This is a genomic window from Mesoterricola silvestris, assembly GCF_030295405.1.
GTDB lineage: Bacteria > Acidobacteriota > Holophagae > Holophagales > Holophagaceae > Mesoterricola > Mesoterricola silvestris.
Genome location: NZ_AP027080.1, coordinates 2,248,063 through 2,272,986, shown reverse-complemented (window position 1 = coordinate 2,272,986; position 24,924 = coordinate 2,248,063). Strand labels below are relative to the sequence as shown.

The 24,924-nt window shown below is 70.5% G+C and carries 21 protein-coding genes; 11 read left to right on the top strand and 10 right to left on the bottom strand.

Features of this window, described 5'->3' with window-relative positions:
- Nucleotides 1-240 precede the first annotated feature (240 nt).
- Together ltrA and R2J76_RS09795 are read right to left on the bottom strand one after the other, a co-directional pair.
- Complete coding sequence (ltrA, locus tag R2J76_RS09800; protein ID WP_316411877.1) at nucleotides 241-1,521, bottom strand: group II intron reverse transcriptase/maturase; 1,281 nt, start codon at nucleotides 1,519-1,521, stop codon at nucleotides 241-243.
- Nucleotides 1,522-2,182: 661 nt separating this feature from the next.
- Complete coding sequence (locus tag R2J76_RS09795) at nucleotides 2,183-2,533, bottom strand: response regulator (protein ID WP_316415665.1); 351 nt, start codon at nucleotides 2,531-2,533, stop codon at nucleotides 2,183-2,185.
- Between the two features lie 134 nt (nucleotides 2,534-2,667).
- On the opposite strand from R2J76_RS09795, the gene R2J76_RS09790 reads away from it, so the two are divergent.
- A complete protein-coding gene (locus R2J76_RS09790) occupies nucleotides 2,668-3,387 on the top strand; it encodes an OB-fold nucleic acid binding domain-containing protein (protein ID WP_316415664.1) in 720 nt (239 codons plus the stop codon).
- Here R2J76_RS09790 and R2J76_RS09785 read toward each other — a convergent pair.
- The 3 genes from R2J76_RS09785 to R2J76_RS09775 are packed head-to-tail and all read right to left on the bottom strand — an operon-like array spanning nucleotide 3,377 to nucleotide 6,464.
- The gene (locus R2J76_RS09785; protein WP_316415663.1) at nucleotides 3,377-5,197 is read right to left on the bottom strand and encodes a TolB-like translocation protein; all 1,821 of its coding nucleotides are present in this window, start codon (nucleotides 5,195-5,197) and stop codon (nucleotides 3,377-3,379) included. The two genes, R2J76_RS09790 and R2J76_RS09785, sit on opposite strands and share 11 nt — an antisense overlap.
- Nucleotides 5,194-6,069: an ABC transporter ATP-binding protein gene (locus R2J76_RS09780; protein WP_316415662.1), complete on the bottom strand. Its 876-nt coding sequence runs from the start codon at nucleotides 6,067-6,069 to the stop codon at nucleotides 5,194-5,196. The genes R2J76_RS09785 and R2J76_RS09780 overlap by 4 nt, the downstream gene beginning before the upstream one ends.
- Entirely contained in the window at nucleotides 6,066-6,464 is a 399-nt protein-coding gene (locus tag R2J76_RS09775; RefSeq protein WP_316415661.1) for a GntR family transcriptional regulator, read from the bottom strand. The genes R2J76_RS09780 and R2J76_RS09775 overlap by 4 nt, the downstream gene beginning before the upstream one ends.
- A gap of 129 nt (nucleotides 6,465-6,593) precedes the next feature.
- Between R2J76_RS09775 and R2J76_RS09770 the strand changes: the two genes are divergently transcribed.
- The 6 genes from R2J76_RS09770 (at nucleotide 6,594) to R2J76_RS09745 (ending at nucleotide 14,051) form a co-directional block, all read left to right on the top strand.
- On the top strand, nucleotides 6,594-7,514 hold the full coding sequence (locus R2J76_RS09770) for a TRAP transporter TatT component family protein (RefSeq protein ID WP_316415660.1): 921 nt from the start codon (nucleotides 6,594-6,596) through the stop codon (nucleotides 7,512-7,514).
- Nucleotides 7,511-8,503: a TRAP transporter substrate-binding protein gene (locus R2J76_RS09765; protein ID WP_316415659.1), complete on the top strand. Its 993-nt coding sequence runs from the start codon at nucleotides 7,511-7,513 to the stop codon at nucleotides 8,501-8,503. The genes R2J76_RS09770 and R2J76_RS09765 overlap by 4 nt, the downstream gene beginning before the upstream one ends.
- Nucleotides 8,500-10,323: a TRAP transporter large permease gene (locus R2J76_RS09760; protein WP_316415658.1), complete on the top strand. Its 1,824-nt coding sequence runs from the start codon at nucleotides 8,500-8,502 to the stop codon at nucleotides 10,321-10,323. The genes R2J76_RS09765 and R2J76_RS09760 overlap by 4 nt, the downstream gene beginning before the upstream one ends.
- An 8-nt stretch (nucleotides 10,324-10,331) precedes the next feature.
- Nucleotides 10,332-10,970 carry an HAD family hydrolase gene (locus tag R2J76_RS09755; RefSeq protein ID WP_316415657.1) on the top strand — a complete coding sequence of 213 codons (639 nt, stop codon included), beginning with the start codon at nucleotides 10,332-10,334 and terminating at the stop codon, nucleotides 10,968-10,970.
- Nucleotides 10,971-11,010: 40 nt separating this feature from the next.
- Nucleotides 11,011-12,831 carry a mechanosensitive ion channel domain-containing protein gene (locus R2J76_RS09750; protein WP_316415656.1) on the top strand — a complete coding sequence of 607 codons (1,821 nt, stop codon included), beginning with the start codon at nucleotides 11,011-11,013 and terminating at the stop codon, nucleotides 12,829-12,831.
- An 86-nt stretch (nucleotides 12,832-12,917) separates the two neighbouring features.
- The gene (locus tag R2J76_RS09745) at nucleotides 12,918-14,051 is read left to right on the top strand and encodes a glycoside hydrolase family 64 protein (RefSeq protein WP_316415655.1); all 1,134 of its coding nucleotides are present in this window, start codon (nucleotides 12,918-12,920) and stop codon (nucleotides 14,049-14,051) included.
- A gap of 556 nt (nucleotides 14,052-14,607) precedes the next feature.
- Here the strand turns inward: R2J76_RS09745 and R2J76_RS09740 are convergent.
- Complete coding sequence (locus R2J76_RS09740) at nucleotides 14,608-15,111, bottom strand: outer membrane beta-barrel protein (protein ID WP_316415654.1); 504 nt, start codon at nucleotides 15,109-15,111, stop codon at nucleotides 14,608-14,610.
- Nucleotides 15,112-15,234: 123 nt separating this feature from the next.
- On the opposite strand from R2J76_RS09740, the gene R2J76_RS09735 reads away from it, so the two are divergent.
- Nucleotides 15,235-15,822: a DNA-3-methyladenine glycosylase I gene (locus R2J76_RS09735; protein WP_316415653.1), complete on the top strand. Its 588-nt coding sequence runs from the start codon at nucleotides 15,235-15,237 to the stop codon at nucleotides 15,820-15,822.
- Nucleotides 15,819-16,133, top strand: a complete 315-nt coding sequence (locus R2J76_RS09730; RefSeq protein ID WP_316415652.1) for a hypothetical protein — start codon at nucleotides 15,819-15,821, stop codon at nucleotides 16,131-16,133. Before R2J76_RS09735 ends, R2J76_RS09730 begins: the two co-directional genes overlap by 4 nt.
- A gap of 26 nt (nucleotides 16,134-16,159) precedes the next feature.
- On the opposite strand, the gene R2J76_RS09725 is transcribed toward R2J76_RS09730, so the two are convergent.
- On the bottom strand, nucleotides 16,160-16,873 hold the full coding sequence (locus R2J76_RS09725; protein ID WP_316415651.1) for a carbonic anhydrase: 714 nt from the start codon (nucleotides 16,871-16,873) through the stop codon (nucleotides 16,160-16,162).
- Nucleotides 16,874-16,975: 102 nt separating this feature from the next.
- Between R2J76_RS09725 and R2J76_RS09720 the strand changes: the two genes are divergently transcribed.
- On the top strand, nucleotides 16,976-18,082 hold the full coding sequence (locus R2J76_RS09720; RefSeq protein ID WP_316415650.1) for a M20/M25/M40 family metallo-hydrolase: 1,107 nt from the start codon (nucleotides 16,976-16,978) through the stop codon (nucleotides 18,080-18,082).
- 508 nt (nucleotides 18,083-18,590) lie between these two features.
- Here R2J76_RS09720 and R2J76_RS09715 read toward each other — a convergent pair.
- The gene (locus R2J76_RS09715; RefSeq protein ID WP_316415649.1) at nucleotides 18,591-21,107 is read right to left on the bottom strand and encodes an ATP-binding protein; all 2,517 of its coding nucleotides are present in this window, start codon (nucleotides 21,105-21,107) and stop codon (nucleotides 18,591-18,593) included.
- A 313-nt stretch (nucleotides 21,108-21,420) separates the two neighbouring features.
- Between R2J76_RS09715 and R2J76_RS09710 the strand changes: the two genes are divergently transcribed.
- On the top strand, nucleotides 21,421-21,912 hold the full coding sequence (locus R2J76_RS09710; RefSeq protein WP_316415648.1) for a protein-tyrosine phosphatase family protein: 492 nt from the start codon (nucleotides 21,421-21,423) through the stop codon (nucleotides 21,910-21,912).
- On the opposite strand, the gene R2J76_RS09705 is transcribed toward R2J76_RS09710, so the two are convergent.
- The gene (locus R2J76_RS09705) at nucleotides 21,909-23,039 is read right to left on the bottom strand and encodes an alkaline phosphatase family protein (RefSeq protein ID WP_316415647.1); all 1,131 of its coding nucleotides are present in this window, start codon (nucleotides 23,037-23,039) and stop codon (nucleotides 21,909-21,911) included. The genes R2J76_RS09710 and R2J76_RS09705 overlap by 4 nt on opposite strands.
- 45 nt (nucleotides 23,040-23,084) lie before the next feature.
- The gene (locus tag R2J76_RS09700; RefSeq protein ID WP_316415646.1) at nucleotides 23,085-24,899 is read right to left on the bottom strand and encodes a diguanylate cyclase; all 1,815 of its coding nucleotides are present in this window, start codon (nucleotides 24,897-24,899) and stop codon (nucleotides 23,085-23,087) included.
- Between the last annotated feature and the right edge of the window lie 25 nt (nucleotides 24,900-24,924).

Genomic DNA, 24,924 nt, shown 5'->3' with positions numbered 1-24,924 from the left:
TGTCGGCGATCCCTAGGATCTGGCTCAAGCTTTGACCTGACGTTCTTTATCCTGCTCTTTCCCCTGGATCCGGTTCATCCCCTTTTGAACTTCGCTGGGATTTGGCGCCACCTTTGGGTCGGGGACGTCGAGTGACATGCGCTCCGACCCACCTCTGCGTCAGCCCTGCGGAAACAGGTCGAGTAGCGCGGGGGAACTGCCCCCCCGCGCCCTCACGGATCCGGACGTGAGACTCTCACCTCATCCGGCTCGTCCTGCCCAGCCTCCAGGTCGTATTCCCAGGGTCCAGTGGTAGAACAGCCCTTCTTGCCGCTGGTGGGCAATGTCGCCCAACCAACGAAAGGCTGCCGTCCAGTCCCGGTGGAACCGCTTGTATTTCCGTTTGGCCCAGCGGGCCAGGACCAGATTCAGGTAGTCGAGAAGTTCCAGGCACTCCGAGCGGTGGAACCGCCCATAGTAGTTGACCCATCCCCTGACGATGGGATTGATGAACGAGGCAAGCTCGCTCAGGGTCTTGGTGTTCATCTTCGTCGTCAGTTTCCACTCCCGGATGGCTTCCCGAGCGGCCTTCTTCGCCTTGTCGCTCATGGCCGGATTGAAGCCCACAAAGAGCTTTCCGTCCCGGGTCTTCACCGACCGCCCCCGAAAGGTGTAGCTCAGGAAGTCGAAGGCCGTGTGGTCATGGTCCCCCGGGCGCGAATCGTCCTTACAGTAGACGATCTTCGTTTTCTCCGGGTGGAGTTCCAGCCCCTTGTCCTTCAATCGCCTGCGCACCCCTTCCAGGACGTATTTGGCCTGGGCCAGGCTCACGCAATGGATCACCGCATCGTCGGCATACCGCTCGAACGGGACGTTCGGAAAGACCCGCCCCATCCAGGCATCGAACGCATAGTGCATGAACAGGTTGGCCAGCAATGGGCTGATCACCCCGCCCTGCGGCGTTCCCGCCGTCCGTTCCTGCAGGGTTCCGTCCTCCCGTTGGGCCGGGGCCTTGAGCCACCGTTCCACGTACAGGGGGATCCACTTCAGGGCCGAATCCGACTCGGTATGGTGCCGAACCGCCTTGAGGATCAGGTCATGCGGCAGGTTATCAAAGAATCCTTTGATATCCAGATCGATGACCCAGTCCAGGCGCCAGCAGCGCTCCCTTGCCTTTGCTACGGCATCCAGTGCCGAACGACCCGGCCGATAGCCGTAGGAGTCCTCGTGGAACATGGGTTCCACCAAAGGCTCCAATACCTGCTTGGCTACCATCTGGGCCACTCGGTCCGCCACGGTCGGAATGCCCAAGGGTCTCGTCCGGCCGTCCTTTTTGGGAATCTCCACCCGCTTCACCGGCGGCGGGAAGTAGCTGCCCGACGACATCCGATTCCAGATCTTGTAGAGGTTGCCCTCCAGATCCTTGTCAAACATCGACAGGGTTTCTCCATCCACGCCCCCTGCTCCCCGGTTGGCCCGGACCAGACGCCATGCCTCGGCGACCTGTTCCCTGGAAATGCTGTAAGGCTTCGCTTCAGACACGTGCTCTTCCCCCGGAGGGTTGACCCGCATTTGAAGCCGGACAGGCCGGTCCCTTGGCTCCACCCGCATTACCGGGCATCGTCGCTACTACGGACCGGTCCGCCCCGGCGCCCCGCTTCGGTACTCTCGCCCTACGGGGGACTACCCCTCGGACTTCTCCCTTGGCATCGGGACGCTCGGTTCCCACGTTCCACACAAGAGCCTGGACAGGGCTCGCGCCGCTTCTACGCCGGCCACCGCCCGGACCGTAAGCAGGTCCCTTCCGGGCTTGGTCCCAGGACTTCATCCGGAGCCTGGTTTCGATGGCTTTTGATCTCTTTCGACGCCTCATCAGCGGTTCACTTTTGTTCGCCTTCCCTGTCCCTACCTGACGGGGGTTCCCCCGCCTTTTCCGGGTCCGCTCACCACCTGGGGTGTCACCCCCACGCAGCGCCCGGTGGTTTGGGATCTGGCCCTGCAGCCCGACCCCGGGGGGCCTACCCCCATCTCTCATGCAGCACAGCTGCTATCTCTCAGGTTGTTTTATTTGGACCTCCTGGGAGATGAAGCGCCTTTCGTGGCGCACGGATGAACGCCGATGGATGGGATGAACGGGGATCCCCTCAACCTGCAACAGCCGCGTCATCACGGTTTCAAGGCAGCCAGCGTTTGCCGGCACACCTTAGGTTTCCGCCAGCACGGTCCTGATCTGCCCGAGGGTGAACGGCTTGGGGATGACCCGGGTGTGGGGATCGCCCTGCAGGGCCTCCTCCACGGCGGCGTCCACGTTGCCCGTGGCCAGCAGCACCGGCAGCCGGGGCTTGAACACCCGCAGGCGCTTCAGCGTCTCCACCCCGCCCATGTCGGGCATGGTCACGTCCAGGATCACCAGATCCGGTTCGGGGGAGGCTTCCAGCAGCGCCAGGGCTTTGGCGCCCCGGTCCACGGACTCCACCTGGTGGCCCAGCACGCTCAGGAGGCTGGGAACGGAGGCAAGGATGAGGTCATCGTCGTCCACGAGAAGGATGTTCACGCTTCACCTCAGGCAACGGGCATTGGGATGGCCCCCCAGCATACCCCGGAACCCGGCCCCCTGAAGCGCCTTTGAGCGCCATGCGGTATCCTGGTCCCTTCGCAAAGCGAACGATATCCCCAGGAGCCCCGAAAATGCGAATCCTTCCCGCCCTGCTCACATCCGGCGCCGTCGCCCTCTGCGGCCTGGGCTGCTCGAAATCCAAGCCGCAGGCCCCCACGGCCTCCGCCCCGGCGGCCAAGGGCGTCCTCCAGGGCACCGTGCTGGAGACCATCCCCGCCCCGCCCTACACCTACATCCGCATGAAGGCCGCCCAGGGCGAGGTGTGGGCCGCCGTGCCGGCCGCCACCGTGAAGGTGGGGGACGCCGTGGGCGTGAACGTCTCCATCACCATGGACAAGTTCGAGTCCCCCTCCCTGCACCGCACCTTCGAGCGGATCTTCATGGGCACCCTGGCCGGCGCCGAGGGCGCGGCCCCCATGGGCATGGCGCCCCATGCCGCCCCGGCCCCGGCCCCGGCCGGCCCCGACGAGAAGGTGGCCAAGGCCACCGGCGCCGACGCGCGCACCATCGCCGAGATCTGGGCCCACAAGGGCGAACTCAAGGAGAAGACCGTCACCGTCCAGGGCAAGGTCGTGAAGTTCAACCAGGGCATCATGGGCCGCAACTGGCTCCACCTGCGGGACGGCAGCGGCGCCGACGCCTCCAAGGACAACGATGTGACCGTGACCACCAAGGACGCCTCCCGGGTGGGCGAAGTGGTGACCGTCAAGGGCGTGGTGCGCCTGAGCAAGGACTTCGGGTCCGGCTACACCTATCCCGTCATCATCGAGGAGGCCAAGATCATTCGCTAGCCCACCGCGCCCCGGGGATCACCTTCCGGAGGGATCCGTCCGGCCCGGCCACGGCCAGCCCTCCTCCGTTGCCCACGCGCAGCCGCGCGGCGAGCGCGCCCATGGGCATCCGGGAACGGAAGCCCAGGGGGAGGGTGGCCTCCGCGGATACGGTTTCCACGGTGCCCCGGGACGGGTCGGCGGCCAGGATCCGCCCCCGGCGGCCCCGGTTCGCGCCCGGGGCCCCTTCGGCCTCCAGAAGTCCCACGAGGATCCGGCCCGAGCCGGGTTCCGGCAGAAGCCAGGCGTTCATCCCCGCCGTCCCCTCCAGGGTCCGGGACCAGGCCTCGGCGCCCGAGGGGTCCAGAACGCGCAGCCGATGCCCCCCGGGCCCTTCCTCCAGCCACGCGAGGCCTCCGTCCTCCAGGAAGCGCGGCGGGGACATGGGTTCGCCCGGAACCCGCCGGAGGATCTCCCCCGTGCGTCCTTCGCAGACCTCGTACCTGCCCTGGGATCCCACCAGGACCCACCGGCCCGAGGCGTCCGGAAACCGGGGCCCGGGGGGCATGCGCCCCGGTTCCGTCCAGGCGCCCGTGGCCAGGTCCAGTTCCCGGATGGCCACGGAACCGTCCCGGTCCCCGCCGTAGGCCCGGAGAAGGGTCTCCGACGGGAACACGAACCGCATTGCGAACAGGTCCTTGTTCCCGGTGGACTGGTGGAGCACCCTGCGGGCCTCCACATCGGCCACGGTGAGGCAGTCCCCGCAGAGGATGACCGCGATCCGGCCGTCCCGGGACAAGGCGCGGAGCTCGCCCACGCCCCTGCGTCCCGGAAGGGCGATGGACCAGGGCGGCAGGACCCGGGCCGGGGCCTGGCCCAGGTCGATGGACCTCACCCGGGACGCGCCCAGGTCGAATTCCACGTAGCGCCGTCCGTCGGGAGAGAAGCGGCCCCAGGTTCCGGCCTCCACGGCCGCGCCGGTGGCGGTGTCCAGGAGGAAGGCCTGCCGGTGGAACCGCCCTTCGCCGACGAGGGCGATCCAGTCGCCGCTGGGGGCGGCGTCCACCACCCGGAACGTCGAGAGGCTGGCGGGCCCGCCTCCCCGGACCCAGGCCGTGAAGCCCGCCCCGGCCAGGGCCGTGGCCCCCAGCCCCGCCGCCATGCAAAGCGAAAGGACCCGGTGCCCGGCCCGCAGATCCGCGCCGCCCAGGGTCACCTGGAGGTGCGCCGCCCCTCCCAGGACCGCCAGGACCAGCAGCCCCGCCCCGCCCAGGAACCACGGCAGCGCCAGGAAGGCGCCCCCTTCGGCGATGCGCCCGATCATCAGGTGCATCGACGCCCCGAAGGCCCCCAGCACCGCCAGGTCCAGCAGGATCCAGGCGCTCCTGGACCTGAACATCGTGCCCAGCACGTGCGCTCCCAGCAGCACGAAGACGGAGACCACGGCGGAGACCGCCGTTACGACCGCAAGGGCCACTGTGTTCCGGGGCGCCAGCAAGACCTGGGGCAGCGCCGCCACCAGGCCTCCGCCCACCGCCAGGAGCCACGCGCCCAGGAAACGCCCCAGGAGGACCGTGCCCGCCGCCACGGGCCGGGCGAAGTAGAACCCCATCCTCCCGCTCTGCAGGTCCCCGGGCACCATGGAGGCGCCCAGCACCGCCGACAGGGCCACCCCGAAGCCCAGGTCGAGCCCCGGGCCCAGGATGCCCCGGATATCGCCCATGGGCCGGATCCACGGCACCACGAGCCCCGCGAGGGCCACGTAGCCGGCCGCGGCCCACGCCAGCTTCTGCTCGGCCATTTCCCTTTTCGCGATGACGAGCGCCTTCATGCGTTCACCTCTCCAGCGACGGTTGCGAGGAAGATGTCTTCGAGGGAGGCCCCCACCGCGGCTTCGGGGGGCAGGCCCGCGGCGGCCAGGGCGGCCTCGCTGAACCGCGAGACGGTGGCCTCCAGGCCGAAGGGGCCCTGGGCCTGGGCGGCGGGACCCAGGGGACCCAGGTCGGGGCAGGCCTGGGGCCCGCACCGGATGCGCCGGTGGCGGCCCTTGAGGTCCTCCATGGGCTCGTCCAGGAGCAGGCGCCCTTGGTGGAGGATGCCGACCCGGTCGGCGATGCCCTCGATGCCCGCCAGGTCGTGGGTGGCCACCAGGACCGTGGCGCCCCGTTCCCCGAGGTCCTCCAGGATCTCCCGGTACAGATCCCGGCGGGCCACGGCATCCAGGCCCAGGGTCGGATCGTCCAGCACCAGGAGGTCCGGCCGGGAGCCCAGGGCCAGCGCCAGGGCCACCTGGGTCTGCTGGCCCCGGGACAGGCGCCCGAAGGGCTGGCGGGGATCGACGCCGAACCGTTCCAGCCGGGCCGCGACGCCCGCGGCGTCCCAGGCGGGCGCCAGGCTCCCGCAGAAGGCCGCGGCCTGGGCCGAGGTCATGCGGGGCGGCACCTGGGGCGTCTCGGGCACCACCCCGGTGCGCTCCATGGCCCGGGCCCGGGCCCCGAAGGCGTCGGCGCCGAAGAGCTCGGCCCGGCCGGAACGGGGCCGGCGGAGTCCCAGGAGGGCCTTCACGAGCGTGGACTTCCCGGCGCCGTTGCGGCCCAGGAGGGCGTACACAGACCCGGGCTCCACCGCCAGGTCCAGCCCCGACAGCGCCTCGCGGCGCCCGTAGGCCATGGTCAGGGCTTCACATCGCACCACCGTGGTCATCGGACCTCCCCTTCGCGTTCCAGTTCCGTCCAGGCGCGGTCCAGGGCCGCCCTGGCCTCCGGCAGGCCCACACCCAGACCCCGGGCCAACCCGGCGAATTCCAGGGCCCCCTCCGCCAGCAGCAGGCGCCGCTCCTGGCCCGGGGAGGCGGGGTCGCCGTGGACGAAGGTGCCCTCGCCCCGGCGCATGGCCAGGAGGCCCGCCTCCACCAGCCGCTGGTAGGCCTTGGCCACCGTGGCGGGATTCACCCGGAGGTCCCGGGCCAACTCCCGCACCGAAGGCACCGGCGACCCCGGGGCCAGGGCGCCCGCGGCCACGAGCCGGCGCACCCCCTCCTCGATCTGCTTCCAGATGGGCACCGCGCCGGCGGGGTCCACCTGCAGGATTCCTCTCATGGCCGTCCTCGCTCCCTTGGTGTGTTACTGTTGTAATACAGTAATCCCCCTGGGGGAACTGTCAACCCTGTTTTTTGGCATGCTTGGCACCGGCGCCCGGTGCGGTCATGCTTTCCGGCAGGTGATCCCATGAGGTTCCTTGAAGCGGTTTTTCCCCTCTGCCTGGCCCTCCTCGCGGGCTGTTCCATCAAGCGCATGGCCGTGGACCGCATCGGGAACGCCCTGGCCGGGACGGCGGGGGTGTACGCCTCCGACGACGACCCGGACCTGGTGCGGGACGCCAGCCCCTTCGCCCTCAAGACCATCGAGGGCCTCCTGCAGGAGAGCCCCGCCCACCCGGGCCTTCTGCTGTCGGCCTGCTCGGGATTCACCCAGTACGCCCACGCCTTCCTCCAGGACGAGGCGGACTACGCCGAGGCGAGCGATCCGGCCCGGGCCGCCGCCCTGCGGCTCCGGGCCCGGAAGCTCTACCTGCGGGCCCGGAACTATGGCCTGCGGGGCCTGGAGGCCGCCCTGCCCGGGTTCCGGGACCAGCTGCGCGCGGCCCCGGACGCCGCCCTGGCGCGGGCCGGCAGGGAGCAGGTGCCCCTGCTCTACTACACCGCCGCGGCCTGGGCTTCGGCCTTCGCCCTGGACGTGTCCGATTCCAGCCTCGCGGTGGACCAGACCCTCATGGAGAAGCTGGCCCGCCGCGCCCTGGCCCTGGACCCGGCCTGGGACGCCGGGGCCGCGCACGAATTCCTCGCGGCGTGGGAGGCCGGCCACGCCCAGGCGGGGGGCTCCGTGGCCCGGGCCCGGGCCCACTTCCAGGAGGCGGTGCGCCTTTCCGGGGGCCTGCGGGCCTCCGCGTACGTCACCTTCGCCGAGGCCGTCGCCCTCGAGGCCCAGGATCGCGCGGGCTTCGAGGCCCTGCTGAACGACGCCCTGCGGGTGGATCCCGACCGGGATCCCGGGCGGCGCACCGCCATCCTCGTGGCCCAGCGCAGGGCCCGGTGGCTGCTGGGCAGGAGCCGCGAACTCTTCAACGAACCCGAGGAGACCAAGCCATGAGACCCTTCCGCGCCGCGGCCCTCCTGCTGGCGTCCCTGCTGCCCCTGGGCGCCCAGGTGACCCTCAAGATGGCCACCCTCCTCCCGGAGAATTCCTCCTGGTTCCGCATCGTCAAGGACATGGGCGACACCTGGGCCCGGGTCTCGGGGGGCCGGGTCAAGGTCGTGTTCTACCCCGGGGGCCGCCAGGGCGACGAACCCGACGTGGTGCGCAAGATGCGCCTGGGCTCGCTCCAGGGCGCGGTGCTCACCTCCCAGGGCCTGGCGGAGATCGACCGGAGCGTGTACGCCCTGAGCATCCCCCTGGCCTTCGACAACGCCGACGAGGTCTACGCCACCCTGGAGGCCATGCGTCCCGGGCTGGAGGCCGCCATCCAGGCCCGGGGCTTCGTCCCCCTCAACTGGGCCGACGGCGGCTGGGTGCGCATCTTCTCCCGCAGGCCCGTGGCGGCCCCCGACGACCTGCGCCGCCAGAAGCTCTTCCAGTGGGCCGGCGATCCCAGGACCCTGGAGATCTGGAAGGCCGGAGGCTTCAACGCCATCCCCGCCCCGGCCACGGAACTGGCCACGGGCCTGCAGACGGGGCTCCTGGACGCCTTCCTCACCTCGCCCCAGGTGGTGCTGGTCACCCGGTACCACGAACAGGCCCCCCACATGACCGACCTGAAGTGGGGCATCATCCTGGCCGGCACCGTGGTCACCCGGGACGCCTGGAACCGCATTCCCGCGGACGTGAGGCCCGCCCTGCTCAAGGCCGCCCAGGACGCCGGGAACCGGCTGCGGTCCGACATGCGCGCCACGGAGGAACGGGACCTCAAGGCCCTGCGCGGCGCCGGGGTGAAGGTCGTGCCCGTGGACGCCCATGCCCGCCAGTTGTGGAACCAGATGGTGGCGGGGGCCGCCGGCAAGATCCGCGGCGAGTTCGTTCCGGCCCAGGCCTACGACGAGGCCCTGAAGGACCGGGACGCCTACCGCCGGCGCGGGAAATGAACCTGCTCAGGAAGCTGCTCCGGGCCGGGGAGGGCATCGTCCTGGTGGCCAGCTTCCTGGCGCTGTGCCTCCTGCCCCTGGTGGACACCGCGGGGCGGAGCCTGGGGGGCTTCCACGTGCCCGGCTCCGCGGACCTGGTGCAGAGCGTGACCCTGTGGCTCACGTTCGTGGGCGCCCTGGCCGCCACGGGCCAGGGCGCCCACCTCACCCTCTCCACCTCCCAGTGGCTGGGGGAGGGCCGCCTGGGCCGGGCGGCCCGCTGGGTGGCGGGCGCCGTGTCCGCGGCCGTGGCCGCCCTGCTGGCCTACGCCAGCGTCCAGGTGGTGCGGGCCAACCGGCTCGACCCGCGCATGCTGTCCATCGGCGTTCCTGAATGGGTGCCGGAGATGGTCATGCCCCTGGCCCTGGCGGCCATGGCGCTCACCTTCGCCCACCGGGCCCACGGCACCTGGCGGGGGCGCGCCGCGGCCCTCCTGGCCATCCCTGCGGCCTTCGCCGCGGGGCTCCTGCCCCCGCCCCTGGCCTCCAAGGCCTGGATCGCCGCGGCGGGCATCCTCGCCTCCCTCCTGGTGGGCACGCCGGTCTTCGTGGCCCTGGGCGGGGTGGCCATCTGCCTCTTCTTCGCCCAGGGGACCCCCGTGGCCGCGGTGTCGGCCGAGATCTACCGCCTCGTGGCCTCTCCCACCCTTCCCGCCATCCCGCTCCTGGCCGGGGCCGGCTACGTGCTGGCCGAAAGCGGGGCCTCGGACCGGCTGGTGCGGTTCTTCCGGGCGTGGCTGGGCTTCATGCCGGGGGGCCTGGCGGTGATGGTGGCCATGGTGTGCGCCCTTTTCACCACCTTCACCGGGGGCTCCGGCGTGACCATCATCGCGCTGGGGGGGCTGGTGTATCCGATGCTCCGCAAGGACGGCTACCCCGAAGGCTTCTCCCTGGGGCTGGTGACGGCCTCGGGCGCCCTGGGCCTGCTGCTGCCCCCGAGCCTGCCGGTGATCCTCTACAGCATCGTCGCCAGCGGCCGGGACGCGGTGGTGCCCGCGGACCGGCTCTACCTGGCGGGGCTCCTGCCCGGGCTGCTCCTCATCGGGCTCACGGCCGCCTACGGCATCCTCGTGGGGCGCAGGGCGGAGGGCCCGCGCTCCCCCTTCACCTGGGCCGAGGCCCTGGGGGCCACCTGGAAGGCCAAGTGGGAGCTGCTCCTGCCCCTGGTGATCGTTGGCCTCTTCGCCAGCGGCCGCGCCACGATGCTGGAGACCGCCGCCGGCGCCCTGGCCTACGCCATCCTCGCGGAGTGCTTCATCACCCGGGACCTGCATCCGGTGCGGGACCTGCCCCGGGTGCTGCTCCGGGCCTCGGCCCTCATGGGCGCGGTGCTGATACTGCTGAGCGTGGCCATGGGCCTCACCAGCTACCTGGTGGACGCCCAGCTCCCGGACGCGCTCCTGGCCTGGACCCGGGTCCACATCCATTCCAGGATCGTCTTCCTGCTGGCCCTGAACGTCCTCCTCCTGGCCCTGGGGAGCGTGCTGGAGATCTATTCGGCCATCATCGTCCTGGCCCCCATCATCGCCCCCATGGGCGCCCTGTACGGCATCCACCCGGTGCACCTGGGCATCATCTTCCTGGCCAACCTGGAGGTGGGGTTCCTCCTGCCGCCGGTGGGCCTCAACCTGTTCCTGGCCTCCAGCCGCTTCGGCACGCCCCTGCCCCGGCTCTACCGCACCGTGCTGCCCTTCCTGCTCATCCTGGGCATCGGCCTCCTCCTCATCACCTACGTCCCGGGATTGTCCATGGCCCTCCCGGGCTGGGCCGGCAAGGGGTAGAGTGAAGGATGCCCAGCGCCTTCCTTTTCGATCTCGACGGGACCCTGGTGGACTCCAGGGCCGACCTGGCCACGGGGGTCAACCTGACCCGGGTGGACCTGGGGCTGCCGCCCCTGGACCCGGCCCAGGTGGCCGGTTTCGTGGGCGACGGGGTCCGCAAGCTGCTGACCCGGTCCCTCCCCGAGTGCCCCGGGCGCCTGGAGGAGGCGCTGGAGCTGAACCGGGGCCACTACGGCCGCCACCTCCTGGACGCCACCCGCCTCTACCCCGGGGCCGGGGCCGCCCTCGAAGCCGTGCGCGCCAAGGGGTTCCGCCTCGCCGTGGTCACGAACAAGCCCCGGGAGTTCACCCTTCCCATCCTGGAGGGCCTGGGCATCCTGGACCTGTTCACCGCGGTGGTGGCGGGGGGGGACTGCCCGAGCCTCAAGCCCGACCCGGAGCCCCTCCTCCTGGCCCTGGAGCGCTGCGCCTGCGGCCCGGAGGGGTCCTGGATCGCCGGGGACCACCACACGGATCTCGAGGCCGGAAGGCGGGCCGGCCTCAAACGGTGCCTCTGCCGCTACGGCTTCGGCACCCCCGGCGCCGAGGCCTGGGACCTGGCCGTGGCGGACCCCGGGGAGCTGGCTTCCTTCGCATCGGCGCTGTAGACCGCACTAAGATGGAGGAACCATCCTCCCCAAGGCACCCATGAACCTGCGCAGATTCGTCCCAGCCGTCGCCTTCCTGATCCTTGCGGGAGCCGTGGGCACCGGCCTCTACCTCACCCGGGGCCCGGAAGCCCGCCCCGCCCCCAAGCCCTCGCCCAAGGCCGCCGAGACCCAGGTGGACCAGGAGCCCAACATCACCGCCAGGCGCCTGGCCGCGTTCGCCTACACCCAGGAGGAGAAGCAGTTCGCCCGGGACGCCGAGCGCCTCGCCGACCACGAGGTGGACCTGGCCTTCAACGACGCGCTGCGCCAGGCCGCCTACGCCACCCCCCCGCCCACCCCCGCCGTGCGGGAACTGCAGGGGGTCAAGGACAAGCAGCTCCTGGCCGTGGACGAGGGCCAGCGGACCGTGGCCCGCCTCACCAAGGCCGTGGCCGCCGCCCGGGAGCAGGACAAGGACGACCTGGAAGACCAGCTGGACGTGGCCAAGGCCCAGCTGGAACTGGACAAGGATGAACTGGACGCCACCGGCGCCATGCTGGAAAAGCTGGGCGCCGATCCCGTGGCCCGCATCCGCCGCCTCAAGACCGCCTTCACCGCCAAGGAGGAGGCCGCCGAGGACGAGGCCGCCAGCGCCGTCACGCGGTTCCAGCCCGGCAGCCTCCTGCAGCGCCTGGACACCTGGAACCGCCTGCGCCGCAAGGCGGCCCTCCTGGCCCAGGCCCGCGACAGCGCGCAGGCCAAGGCCGAGGAGCTCAGCGCCCGGCAGCAGGCCCTCACCAAGGACGTGGCCCAGGAGAAGGAGGACCGCGAATCCGCCCGGGAGCAGGCCAAGGGCTTCGCCCACGGCGACCGGGGCGCGGCCACGGCCGCCGGCACCTCCCGGGAGACGGCCCGGGCGACGCTGCTCACCCTGAAGTACTTCACCGAGAACCAGCGCACCCTGGCGGACCTGGGCAAGCGCTACCAGGACGAGAAGGAGCTCTCGCGCGTTTACCAGGACTGGGGCGCCCTGGTGCGCCTGGACCAGCGCGCCGCCCTCCACGCCGTCCTGCAGCACGGCGCCTGGATCGTCCTGATCCTGGCCCTCATCTGGTTCGCCGAGCGCATCTTCGAAGCGATCTTCGGCCGGATCACCGCGGGGCGCAAGCGCGTGAGCCGGAACCTGAAGGTGGTGAAGTTCTGCGCCCAGGTCCTGGGCGTCCTGGCCATCATCCTCGTCGTCCTGGGCACCCCCAGCCAGCTCACGACCCTCTTCGGGCTCGCGGGCGCCGGCCTCACGGTGGCCCTGAAGGACTTCATCATCTCCTTCTTCGGGTGGTTCATCCTGGTGGGACCCAAGGGCATCCACGTGGGCGACTGGGTGGAGATCCGGGGCGTCAGCGGCGAGGTCATCGAGATCGGCCTCCTGCGCACCCTGATCCTGGAGACCGGCAACTGGAGCGACGCCGGGCACCCCACGGGCCGCGTCGTGTCCTTCGTGAACAGCTTCGCCATGGAAGGCCACTACTTCAACTTCTCCTCCGCGGGCCAGTGGATGTGGGACGAACTGGACGTGAGCGTGCCCGCGGGCAAGGACCCCTACCCCCTGGTGGACGGCGTGCGCGCCCTGGTGGAGGCCCGCACCGGCGAGAACGCGGCCCAGGCCTTCAAGGAATGGGAGCGCGCCGACCGCGGGTACCGCATCCAGGGCCTCAAGGCCGAGCCCAGCATCAGCGTCGTGCCCGCGGGCAGCGGCGTGGAGGTCCGCGTGCGCTACATCACCCGGGCCAACGAACGCAACACCCTGCGCAAGGAACTGAACGAGGCCGTGGTGGAAATGCTGCACGGCCGCCGGGACGAACCCGCCCAGCCGGCGTAGATTTCCCGGCTTGCGCGGGGTCCCCCCGGGGCTCATTCTTGGTGGGTCAAGCACCCCACCTTTTCAAGCCCCTTTAGAGAGTTCCCATGCACATCGCCCCCTGGACCCTCCTTGCGGTCCTTCTCGGCCTTTGGCCCGCCTTCGGCCAGGCGCCCCTGCGCCTCGCCTTCGCCAACCGCACCCGGGGCGCCCTCGCGGCGCAGCCCGTCTACCTCACCGTCACGGCCCAGGACGACGCGGGGACCTTCCTGCGCATGGACGCCGGGGGCGCCTTCCATCCCTGCCTTCCCGCCGACAACCGGGTCCCCGCGGCCGGCAGGCTCTGGTGCGCCTATTCCTTTCCCCTCCCGGCGGCCGTGGACCTGGACACGGCCCGCGATCTGCGCGGGGGGCGGATCTACCTGAGCGTCGGCGCGCCCCTGCGCCTGCGGGTGGACCCCGCCACCGGCGGCCTCGTGCAGCCGGATCCGGCCAACGGGGAGGATCCCAACGGCCGCACCCTCTTCGACTGGGTGGAATTCGCCCTGGACCGCACCGGGCTCTATGCCAACACAACCTGCGTGGACCAGTTCGGCCTGCCCATCACCCTGGAGGCGCGGGACCGGGACGGCACCTCCGCCGGGCCCGTGGGCCTCGAGGCCCGCCGCTCGGACCTGGTGCGGGACTTCGCCGCCGCCGTCCCCGGGCCCTTCCGGGCCCTCGTGGGCGATCTGCGCATCACCGCCCCCGGCCACGCCCCGGAGGGCCCGCTGCGGCGGCACCTGGACGCCTACATCCGGGCGATGTGGGAACGCTACCGCCGCGAACCCCTCGTCCTCACCCCCGACGAGGGCACCTTCACGGGCCGCGTGGAACCCGGGGGCCTCTTCGTCTTCACCCGCCCCGGCGATCCGGAGCGCTACCTGATCCGCGCCATGCCCACCACCCCCGAAGCCTTCCGCTGCGACGGCCCCCTGGCCCAGGGCTGCACCCTGGAGCGGGTCCTGGGGGCCCAGATCGCCGCCATGCTCAACCGCCACATCCTGGAGACCCCTTCCGCGTGGCGCGACCCGTCACGCTATTACGCCGCGGAACCCGCCAACGCCTACGCCCGCTTTTGGCACCTCCGCAGCCTGGGCGGAAAGGCCTACGCCTTCCCCTACGACGACGTGAACGACCAGGCCCCCCTCATCCACGCCGCCCACCCCCAGGAACTCCGCATCGGCTTCCGGGTGGATTAGGGTGTGACTGCAAAGCCAAGGTCATGAATCGTTATGTTGTACTCGGTCATCTGCCCCCAGCTTTGACCTGACGTTCTTTATCCTGCCTTTTCCCCTGGATCCTGTTTATCCCCGTTTGAACGTCGCCGGGAGTTGTCGCCACCCTTGGGTCAAGGACATCGAGTTACTTTCGCTCCGACCCACCTCTGCGTCAGCCCTGCGGAAACAGGGATGAACGCCGATGGATGGGATGAACGGGGATCCCCTCAACCTGCAACAGCCCCTTCATCACGGTTTCAAGGCACCAGGGGTTTGCCGACACCCCTGGGGGCCGGGCTGCGGGATCGTGCGTGTCCCGGACCTTCGCCCCGATCGGTTCGCAACGCGGGAACAAGCGAGCGCAGCCTAACAAGATCATCTTCGGCGCGATTCACCGTTCTCCCCGAACGACGCGAAGCGAGTCCCCCCGGTGGGTCGGGGCCAATGGGTGACAACACAGCCCCAGGAACGAGGCGTGAGCTTGCCGTTGCTGCGTGCGGAGCACGCAGCAACGAACGGGGGCGAACGTATAAGGGGGCTAGAAGCTGTAAGTCACCCCGAGGTTGAGGGCCGCGAGCGTGACGCTGTCGACGTTGTGGGTGGTGTACCGGGCCTGGAGGCCCACGTGGCGGTCCAGGTCGTAGCCCACGCCCAGGTCCAGGCCGAGGGCGGTCTTGGAATCGGAATGGCCGTGGCCGGAGAGGCTGTAGCTCACCAGGGAGACGCCGCCCAGGAGGTAGACGCCCCGGCGGTTCCGGTCGGGGTGCCAGGTGTAGTCGGCGCCCAGGCCGTAGCTCGTGGTGTTGACCCCGTCCTTGGAGCCGAAGATGGTGATGTCCGCGCGGCCCATGAGGCCGTGGCCGCCCCCGAAGTCCCACCGGCCGTGGCCGCCCACCTGGAGTCCCAGGTTGGCGGCGTCGGTGAGGTCGTTCACCGGGAAGGCCAGGGCGCCCTGCACCCCGAAGACCGGTTCCGCCGCGGAGGCCCAGGAACCGCAGGCCAAGGTGAGAGCCGTTGCACAGAATAGACCGGAAATTTTCAAGGTATCGTCTCCTGGAAATGGCCGAGAAGCCCGGCGTGGAAACCATTGTATATTCCAAGCTGGCCCCCGCCCAGCCAGAAGTTGCACCACCCAATTCAACCCGATAAATCATTGAGGATATCAATGACCCAGCAGCAGATGCCCGACCCCCTCCCCCGTTGCGGCTGGTGCGGCGCCGACCCGGCCTACACGGCCTACCACGACGAGGAGTGGGGCGTGCCCTCCCGGGACGACCGGCACCTCTTCGAGATGCTCATCCTCGAAGGGGCCCAGGCCGGCCTCAGCTGGTCCACGATCCTGCGCAAGCGCGAGGCCTACCGCCTCGCCTACGACGGCTTCGATCCCCGGGCGGTGGCGGCGTACGGCCCGGAACGCCTGGAGGCCCAGATGCAAGACCCCGGCATCGTGCGAAACCGCCTGAAGGTGGCCGCGGCCGTGGCCAATGCCCGGGCCTTCCTGGAGGTCCAGCGGGAATTCGGCTCCTTCGCCACCTACCTCTGGGCCTTCGTGGGGGACCGGCCCCGGGTGGAGCGCCGCCGCACCCTCGCCGACGTGCCTTCCGTGAGCCCCGAGGCCCAGGCCCTCTCCCGGGATCTCCTGCGCCGCGGCTTCAAGTTCGTGGGCCCGACCATCATCTACGCCTTCATGCAGGCCGTGGGCATGGTGGACGACCACGTGGACACCTGCTGGCGGCGTATAATGGCCCCATGAGCACCGAAACCTTCAAGGCCAGCCGCTGGACCCGGGGAAACCGGCTCTTCCCCACCTGCATCGAGATCACGGACACCGCCGTGACCCGGTGGAAGCGCTCGTGGTTCACCCGCAACGAAATGACCATCCACCTCCTGCGGGTGGCCAGCGTGCGCATCAACACGGGTATCTTCTGGTCGGAGATCCTCATCGAATCCACGGGCGGCACCGATCCCCTCACCAGCGCCGGCCACCGGAAGAAGGACGCCCTGCGGATAAAGGAACTCATCGAACTCGCCCAGACCCGGCAGCTGGCGCCGCCGCAGAACTAGGCCCTGGATTCCGAACAGACCCATCCCTAATGGGATTTGTGCCCCTTGGCGGCCTTGGCTTCCGGCGCATCGGGTAGCCACGTCACGGTCCCCGAGGCCAGGTCGTACATCGCCGCCACCACCTTCACGCCCCCCTCGGCCACCTTCTCCCGGAGGATCTCGCTCCTGGCCACCATGGCCCTGGCCTGGCGCTGGGCGTTCACGGCCGCGAGGCGCTTCTGGTGGGTCTTCACGTCCTCCGAACCCCGGGGGGTGGATTCCAGGAGCCCGGCCATGGAGGCCTGGAAGGTCCAGAGGTTGCCGGGGAGCGGAACCCCGTTGGCCTCGGCCACGGCCTTGATGGCGCCGCAGCTGGTGTGGCCCATGACCACCACCAGGGGGCAGCCCAGGTGCTCCACGGCGTATTCCGCGGAGGCGATGCCCTGGGTGTCGGGGCTGTTGCCGGCCTCCCGGATGGTGAAGAGCCGGCCCAGTTCCTGGTCGAAGATCAGATTGTCCGCGAGGCGGCTGTCGGAGCAGGTGACGACCACGGCGAGGGGATGCTGGCCCCCGGCCAGGAGTTCGCGCACCCGCGGATCCTCGGCGCTGCGCAGGCTCCGGGTCCGCCGGCCTTCCACGAAGCGGAGGTTCCCGGCCTTCAGCTCGGCCAGGACGGCCTCCGGGGTCAGGGTCTCCGCCGCGGGGGGGTGCTGGGCGGGCATGGCGATGTAGATGCTGGCGGCCAGAAGGGAGGGAAGCATGGGCATCTCCTTGACGATTCCAACAATCTAGCCCATCGCCGCCCCAAAGGCACCCGGTTCCCGAGTACCCTTTCCTTCATACCCGACACTTGGAGGTGGCCCATGGCCCTCACGACCCGCTTCGGCACAGCGATGGACACCGATCGCATGATCACCCAGTTCATGGAGATGGTGCGGATCGACAGCGAGTCCGGCGAGGAGGCCGCGTTCATGGCCTGGCTCCTGCCCGTCCTGCGGGGCCTGGGCGCCACCGCGGACCTGGACGCCTACGGCAACCTCATCGCCAAGGTCCCCGCCAAGGGCAGCGCCGCCGAGCCCATCCTCCTCTCCTGCCACGGCGACACGGTCAAGCCCGGCAAGGGCATCCGCCCCGTGCTGCGCGACGGCGTGATCCGGTCGTCGGGGGACACCATCCTGGGCGCCGACGACAAGGCCGGCATCGCCGAACTGCTGGAGACCCTGCGGGTGGCCCCGGTGCACCCGCCCCTGGAGATCGCCATCAGCCGCCAGGAGGAGGTGGGCCTGCTGGGCGTGAAGAACCTGGACTACGGCCGCCTCACGGCCACCCGGGGCTTCCTCCTGGACAACGACACCCTGGACACCATCATCACCGGCGGCCCCTCCTACTTCGCCATCGACGTGAAGGTCATCGGAAAGTCCGCCCACGCGGGCATGGAACCCGAGAAGGGCGTCAACGCCATCGCGGCCGCCTCCCGCGCCATCGCCGCCCTGCGCCTGGGACGCCTGGACGCGGAGACCACCTCCAACGTGGGCGTCATCCAGGGCGGCCTCATCCGCAACGGCGTGCCCGACCTCTGCACCTTCCTGGCCGAATGCCGCAGCCTGGACCACGCCAAGGGCCAGGCCCTCGCCGACGAGCTGGTGGCCACCATCCGCCGGGAAGTTGAAGCCTTCGGCGCCTCCGCCGAAATCGCCGTGAACAACCTCTGCCGGGCCTCCCACATCGACCCCGCCACCGCCTGGACCGTGGACGTGGCCCGCAAGGCCCTGGCCCGCCTGGACATCGAAGCCAGGCCCGCCCTCATGTGCGGCTTCACCGACGCCTCCATCTACAACAACCACGCCATCGAAATGGCCGTAGTGGGCATCGGGGCGCGGCAGGAGCACTCCACGGACGAGCACATCCACGTGGAGGACATGGAACGCGCGGTCGCGATGATGGTGGAAATCCTCAGGCTGAGCGCGTAGGCGCACGTGTGCCGGACCAGCGTCAGGGATTCGCTGACGCAGACAAGCTGCGTCAGCGAAAAGCTCACGGCTCGGGGTTGAGGTGGCGTGTTGGCACGCTCCGGCTTCGATGGGCATGGCGCAAGGTTGGGGGACGGGGCTGCCCGGATGGGCCTATTTTCCGGCGACGCGCTTCGAGTGTTGCGGAATGGGGGTGGGTCGGCGCCGACGTTGATCGGTGTGCGGGGCTTGGAATCTCATGGAATCGGCACGAACCCGTGCCGGGTCCTTGCGGGGATCGCTTGAGGTGACCAGCGTCGGCGCGAACGAATCGCCACTCCGGGACACTTGAAGCGCGTCGTTGGGGCATAGGTCCCACAGGAGAGCCTGCCCTTTCCCAGATGGGTGCAACGCCCATCGAAGCCGGAGCGTGGCAACACTGCGCCCCAACCCCGTGCCCTGAGCCGTGCGCTGACGCAGCTTGCCTGCGTCAGCGAATCCCTGGCGCAAGGTTGGGACCCGGGCGACGTCAGAGGTCCCGGGCCAGGGCCTGGAACTGGGACATGGTGTAGGGCTTGGGGAGGACCGAGACGCGCTCCAGGCCGGCCAGGGCGGCGGCGGTGGCCTCGTCCAGGAAGCCGGTGGCGAGGATCGCGGGGAGGGTGGGGCGCAGGGCGCGGATGTTGGCCAGGGTCTCGGCGCCTCCCATGACGGGCATGTTGAGGTCCAGCAGGACCAGGTCCACCTCCAGGCCCCCGGCGAAGCGCACCAGGGCCTGGGCGCCGCCGCCGGAGACCTCCACGGTGTGGCCCAGCTGGGTGAGCATCCCGGGGACGGAATCCCGGATGAGCGGATCGTCGTCCACCAGGAGGATCCGCAGGGGCCTGCAGGCGACCTCGGCCTCGGGCTCGGCCCCGGAGGCCTCCCCCGGGGCGGCGGGTAGGTGGATGAGGATGGTGGTGCCCGCGCCCACACGGCTGCTGATCTGTACGGTTCCCCCGTGGGCCTTCACGGTGTTGAAGACCATGGCAAGGCCCAGCCCCGTCCCCTTCCCGAAGGGCTTGGTGGTGAAGAAGGGCTCCATTGCCCGGCGCACCACGTCGGGCGGCATGCCCTGGCCCGAATCCACCACCTCCAGCTGGGCGCCCCCGTCGGGCGCGCGCCGGGTGACCAGGGTGAGGGTCCCCCCCCCGGGCATGGCGTCGCAGGCGTTCACGCACAGGTTCAGGATCGCGCTCCCCAGGGTGGAGGATTCGCCCTTCACCGGCGGGAGCGCGGGGTCCAGGTCCTCCAGCACCTGCACCTTCTGGAAGAGCGTCCGCCGGAGCATCACCGTCTGCTCCCCCACCAGTTCGTTCAGGTCCAGGACCCGGGCCTCCCGGAGCCCTTTGCGCGAGAAATTGGTGAGGGCCTGCACCAGGCCCCGGCCCCGGTCGCTGGCGCGGTCAATGGTGCCCAGCGGCCCGGCCAGGGCGGCATCCTTGCCGTGGACGAACAGGAGGGTCTGGGCCACCGCCTGGATGGAGGCCAGGACATTGTTCATGTCGTGGGCGACGCCGCTGGCCAGGCTCCCCAGACTCTCCAGGCGCTGGGTGTGCTCCAGTTCCTCCTGCATCTGGCGGTGCTCCGTGATGTCCAGGAGGGTGCCCAGCAGGCGGGTGGCGCGCCGGCCAGGTCCCCCTTCGGCCCGGGCCCTGCAGTGCAGCCACCGGAGTTCCCCGTCCGGCCGCTGGATGGGAAACTCCCGATCGAAGGGTTCGCAGGTGGCGAGGGTGTTCCGGAGGCCCGCCCCCACTTCGTCCCGGTGGCTGGGCACCACCCGCTCCACCCAGGTCTCGAAGCCGGCCCCTCCCTCCTCCTCCAGGCCCAGGATGCGCGCGAAGGTGGAACTGGTGCGCACCTCGCCCGTGGCGGGATCGTAGTCGTAGGTGCCGACCTGGGCCGCCTCCTGGGCCTCTCGCATGAGCCGTTCACTCTTGCCCAGGGCCAGCTCCGCGCGGGCCCGGCGCCGGTTGACCCGGAGCAGGGCCAGGATCAGGCCGCACAGGGCGGCGAAGACGGCCCCCGCGGCGATGACGTAGCGCCGGAACAACCCCCACAGGCTCGGAGGCCGATTGATGAAGATGGCATCCTCCGGCAGGAGGGAAACGTCGCAATGCCAGCGCTGCAGCTGGTTCCAGTCGTACATGGGCCGCACGTAGGCGCCGGGAAGCGTCCGGGGAAAGGCCCGCCCCTGCTGGACCTCCACCACCCCCTGGCCCAGGAGGGCTCCGGCGGTCTCGGGATCCGCCATCTCGCCGCCCACCACCCCCTCGCCCAGGAAGCTGGAAAGGATGCTGAACACCGGGGCGTTGGCCTCCTTCGCCAGGGCCCGCACCACATCCGTGGGCACGAACCGCTGGCCGGTGATATCCGAGGTGACGATGGAAAAGAGGATGAGGGTATCCGGGGCCAGATGCCGGGCCTCCTCCAGCACCGAGGGGACGCTCCGGCCACTGGTGAACTCGAAGGCGATGCGGTCCGCCCAGGGTGCCAGCTCCCGGCGGGCCTGGTCCTCCACCCGCAGGTTCGTCTCCGCGTTCCCCGACACGAAGAGCACGCGGCGGGTGCGGGGGAACAGGGCCAGGGCCCGCTCGAAGGTCCCCCTCACCTCGAAGCGCAGGGGAAGCGGGAATGTCGTCCGGCCCTCCACCTGTGCGCCATCCTTGCCGAAGAGCGCCACCACCGGCGTCCCGGGCGAGAGGTCCCGGGCCTCGTGCTCGAGGAAGTCCCGGGCCGGGTCGAAGACCGTGATGATCAGGCCGAATCTCATCCCCGCGTACTTGTCCAGCAGGAGCGCCCGCAGGTGCCCGCGCTGGCCGGGGGTGCGGGGCGGATTGATGTCCAGGTACTCCGGGTGGAAGGTGCCGAAGGCCAGCCCCCGGGCCGCCATGGCCCTCCCCAGGCCCGCGCTGATCCGCCCCTGGGCCGGGAGGTTCTGGTTGAAGGAGTAGAGGATCAGGACATCCTGGGGAGGAGGCGCTGAAGCGAACGCCCAAGCGCACACCAGCCCCGCCAGGAGGCTCGCGAACCTTCGATGCCACCCCGCCCTGGCTTCCCCCTGGCCCCCCATCGCCGAACGTCCCTCCGCATGCGCATGCGCCACCCTTGGATTCGGCACCGGCGCTCCGCGACTTCAATTTGGGACCGGAATCCCCTTGTTTATGGTGAATTTATCGTCAACCCCCGGCTTGAATGACCGATAAGGAAACCAGGAACGGGCCTCCAGCCCGCTCCGTCCCTGCAGCCAATCCGAGGTCAGCGTCCGGGACCGACATGGATTGAGAAACCAAGCCCCCGCAGGCTTCCCGAAGGAACCCATGCTCCCCCTCGCCCTCCTCCTTCCCCCGGCCCTGGTGGCGCCCGAGGCCCCCCGCCCCGTCCTGGTGGAACCCCGCCCCGGCCTCTACGTCCTCAACGGCGCGCCCACCGCCGAGATCTACCGGCTGGTGAAGCAGCGCCACATCACCCACGTCATCGATTTCCGCACCGACGCCGAGCTGGGCCCCGAGGGGGTCCTGGAGAACGAGCGCATCCAGGAGCTGGGGTCCGTGTACATGCGCTATGCCCTGGCGGAGGCGCCCCCCGCCCCGGATTTCGTCTCCATCCGCGCCCTCCTGCAAGGCCTGCCCGCCGGCTCCCGGGTCCTCGTGCACTGCGCCACGGGCAACCGGGCGGCCGCAGCCATCTGCCCCTGGCTGGTGCTGGACCGGGGCATGGCCCTGCCCGCGGCCCTGGAAACCTGCCGCCAGGCCGGCATGCGCGTGGCCCGCACGGACGAGGCCGTGCGAACGTACCTGGGTGGGATCTAGCGCAGGCCTTCCACGACCTTGCCGTCCGGCTGTTTTTCCCAGCGGATATCCAGCCAGGAAGCCACGGTGGGGGCGATGTCCCACAGGGGGATCGCCGGTAGAGCGGTCGTCTTGCCGGTACCCAGGGCCACCAGCCAGGTGTGCATGAGGGGCGTCCCGGCGTCGAAGCCATGGGCGCCCGCACGTCCGATCTTTTCCTTTTCCCCGGCCAGGACCGAGGTGGCGGAGGGGATCCAGGTGCCCGCGGGGGCCTCCACGATGAGATCCCCGATGCGCGGGTTGGAGGCCAGGTGGAAGTCCGCGGGCAGCTCCCCGGGCCGCCAGGCCTTCAGGCCCGCGGCGGCCAGGGCCCGCATGGCCTCCCCGGACACGGGGGCCTTCAGGTAGGCGTAGGCGCTGCCCCCATGGGCGATCACCGTGGCGGGCTGGCCCAGCAGGGGCCGGATGTCCACCCGCCGGCCCATGGCCCCCATGCCGTGGTCGGCCAGGAGGAGGACCCGCAGGCCCGGGTGGGCCGCCAGCATGCGCTCCACCCAGGGCGCGATCTCATCGTCGATGCGCTTGAGCTTCTGCCGCACCTCGGGGCTCGCGGGCCCATGGTAGTGGCCTTCGGCGTCGGTGCCGGACAGGTAGGTCATGACCAGCCGGGCCCCGTCCTGGAGGGCCTGGGCGCTGAAGGCCAGGGCGGCGGCGTCGGGCACCCCCTCCTTGAAGACCTGGAGGCGCCAGGGCGCCACCCCCTCCCAGGGCCCGGTGCCGCAGGGCCATCCGAAGACCGCGGTGCGCACGCCGCTGCGGGTGGCGGCCACCCACAGGGGCTCCCGCTGCAGGTATTCGGCCCGGGCGGAATGGCCCACGGGACCCAGGACCGGGTCGATGAAGCCGTTGGCCACGATGCCGTGGTGCTCCGGCCAGCAGCCCGTGGCCAGGGTGGCATGGCCGTTGAAGGTGGTCGCCGGGAAGGGGGGGCAGCCCTCGCCCCGCTGGCCCTTCTGGCTCAGGGCCCAGAACCTCGGCATGGTTTCGGCGGTGAACTGGGTGGACCCCAGCCCGTCGAAGCTCATGACCAGCACGGGACCGCCCGCGGAAAGGCCCAGGCAGGCCAAGAAGAGGAGAAAGATCAGCATTTTCATGGATACAACTATACCCGCGCCCCCCGGAATGTCCGCCCCTCAGGCGTGCTCCAAGGCCCCCAGGGCGCCGGCGCTCACGGTGCGGTTCCGGCCCTGCCCCTTGGCCTGGTAAAGGGCCTGGTCCGCCAGGGAGACGAGAACCTCCTGGCTGCGGGTGTGTTCCGGGAAGGAGGCCAGGCCGATGCTCATGGTGATGTGCCGGCCCGGGGGGAACACCTCCTCCGGAAGGGGGAGTTCCTGGACGGCCCGGCGCAGGCGTTCGGCCAGGGTCAGGGCGAAGGCCTCCCCGGCGTGGGGCAGGAGGACGGCGAATTCCTCGCCCCCGTACCGGGCCACCACGTCGCCGCCCCGGACCTTGGCCTGGAGGCACTGGGCGAAAAGGCGCAGCACCTGGTCCCCGCCCTCGTGCCCGAATTCGTCGTTGAAGGCCTTGAAGTGGTCGATGTCCATCATCAGCAACGAGAAGGGCAGGTCGTTCCGCTGGCACTGGTCGAGGGTCTTGGGCAGGACCTCGTCCAGGAACCGCCGGTTGAACACCCCGGTCAGACCGTCCCGCAGGGCCCGCTCCTTCGCCAGGTCCAGGGCGTGGATGCCTTGGAGGGCGGCGGTGGCCGCGGCCACCAGCGCCGCGGCGATGTGCCGCCGCTCCGGCGTCCAGTGCCCGGGGTTCCGGGACTGGAGGTTCACCAGGCCCAGGAGCCGGCCCGAGGCCACCATGGGCAGGCAGAGGTAGGCCCCCGCCTCGGGCACACCCAGGGGGCAGATGCAGGCGGTGGGGGCCCCGCTTTCCAGGCACACCCGCGCCCCCAGGTGGATGGCCCGGCACCGGTCGGGGTCCTCCAGCATCGGGTACGGGGCGGCCTCCCCCGCCGCCATGGGAGGAAGCGCGGAACGGAGCCCGCCCCCCGCCGCCGGGTGGAGGAGGATCCGCTGAGCGCTGGCCTGCACCTGCCGCGCCAGGGCCTGGTCCAGGGCGGCCAGCAGGTCCTCCTCCCGGTCCAGGTGCTGGGTGAGTTCCTCGAAGGCCCGGGTCGCCAGGGCCGCGTCGTGCTCCCGGCGCAGCAGGGCCTCCCGCTCCCGGTTGCGCACATCCAGTTCGTACAGGGCCCGGCCCAGGATTTCCACCTCCTTCACCGGCTGGTTCCCGGTGGGCTCCCCGTAGCCGTCGCCGGTCTTCGCCTGTTCCGCCAGGTCGGCCAGGGGGACCGACACCCGCATCAGCAGCCAGCGTGAATACAACAGGGCCGTGATGAAGAGCGCCGCTTCCGCGGAATAGCCCAGCCACCGGGCATAGGCCAGCGTGCCCTCGATGCTCTGGAGGCGCTCGTCGTCCCGGGCGTCCAGGAGCCGGGTGAGCCCCGCGCTGGCCGCCTTGACCTCGCCGAAGGCCCGGGTCTCCTGGGAGAGGGCGCCCTTCAGGTCCGCCAGGGGCCCTTGCAGGCGCAGGCGGATCAGGTGCACGGCCTCCTCGTCCTGCCAGTGGGACACCAGGTAGGTCAGGCGCTCCATCTGGGCATGGTCGGCCCCACCGGCGCCCTCGGGCAGGTTCTCCCGCAGGGCGCGCAGGGGTTCGGTCACCTGCCCCCGCTCCCGGGCGAAGGCCTCCAGGTGGGCCTTGTCCCCGGTCATGAGGAAACTGCGCAGATCGGCCTCCTGTTCCAGGAGCACCACCAGGAGTTCCTGCTGGGCCCGGTACCGCACCAGCGACCGCCCCTGGGCGTTCACCTCCTCCAGGAGCTGGGGGTGGACGAAATTCCGCAACTCCAAGGAAACCAGGATGAAAGCCAATCCCAGGGAACCCAGGCCCCACAGGAGGTAGGTGCGCAGGGAACGGGTCCTTCGGGCCAGCGGCAAGGTCGGCTCCAGGTGGTTCTGCTTT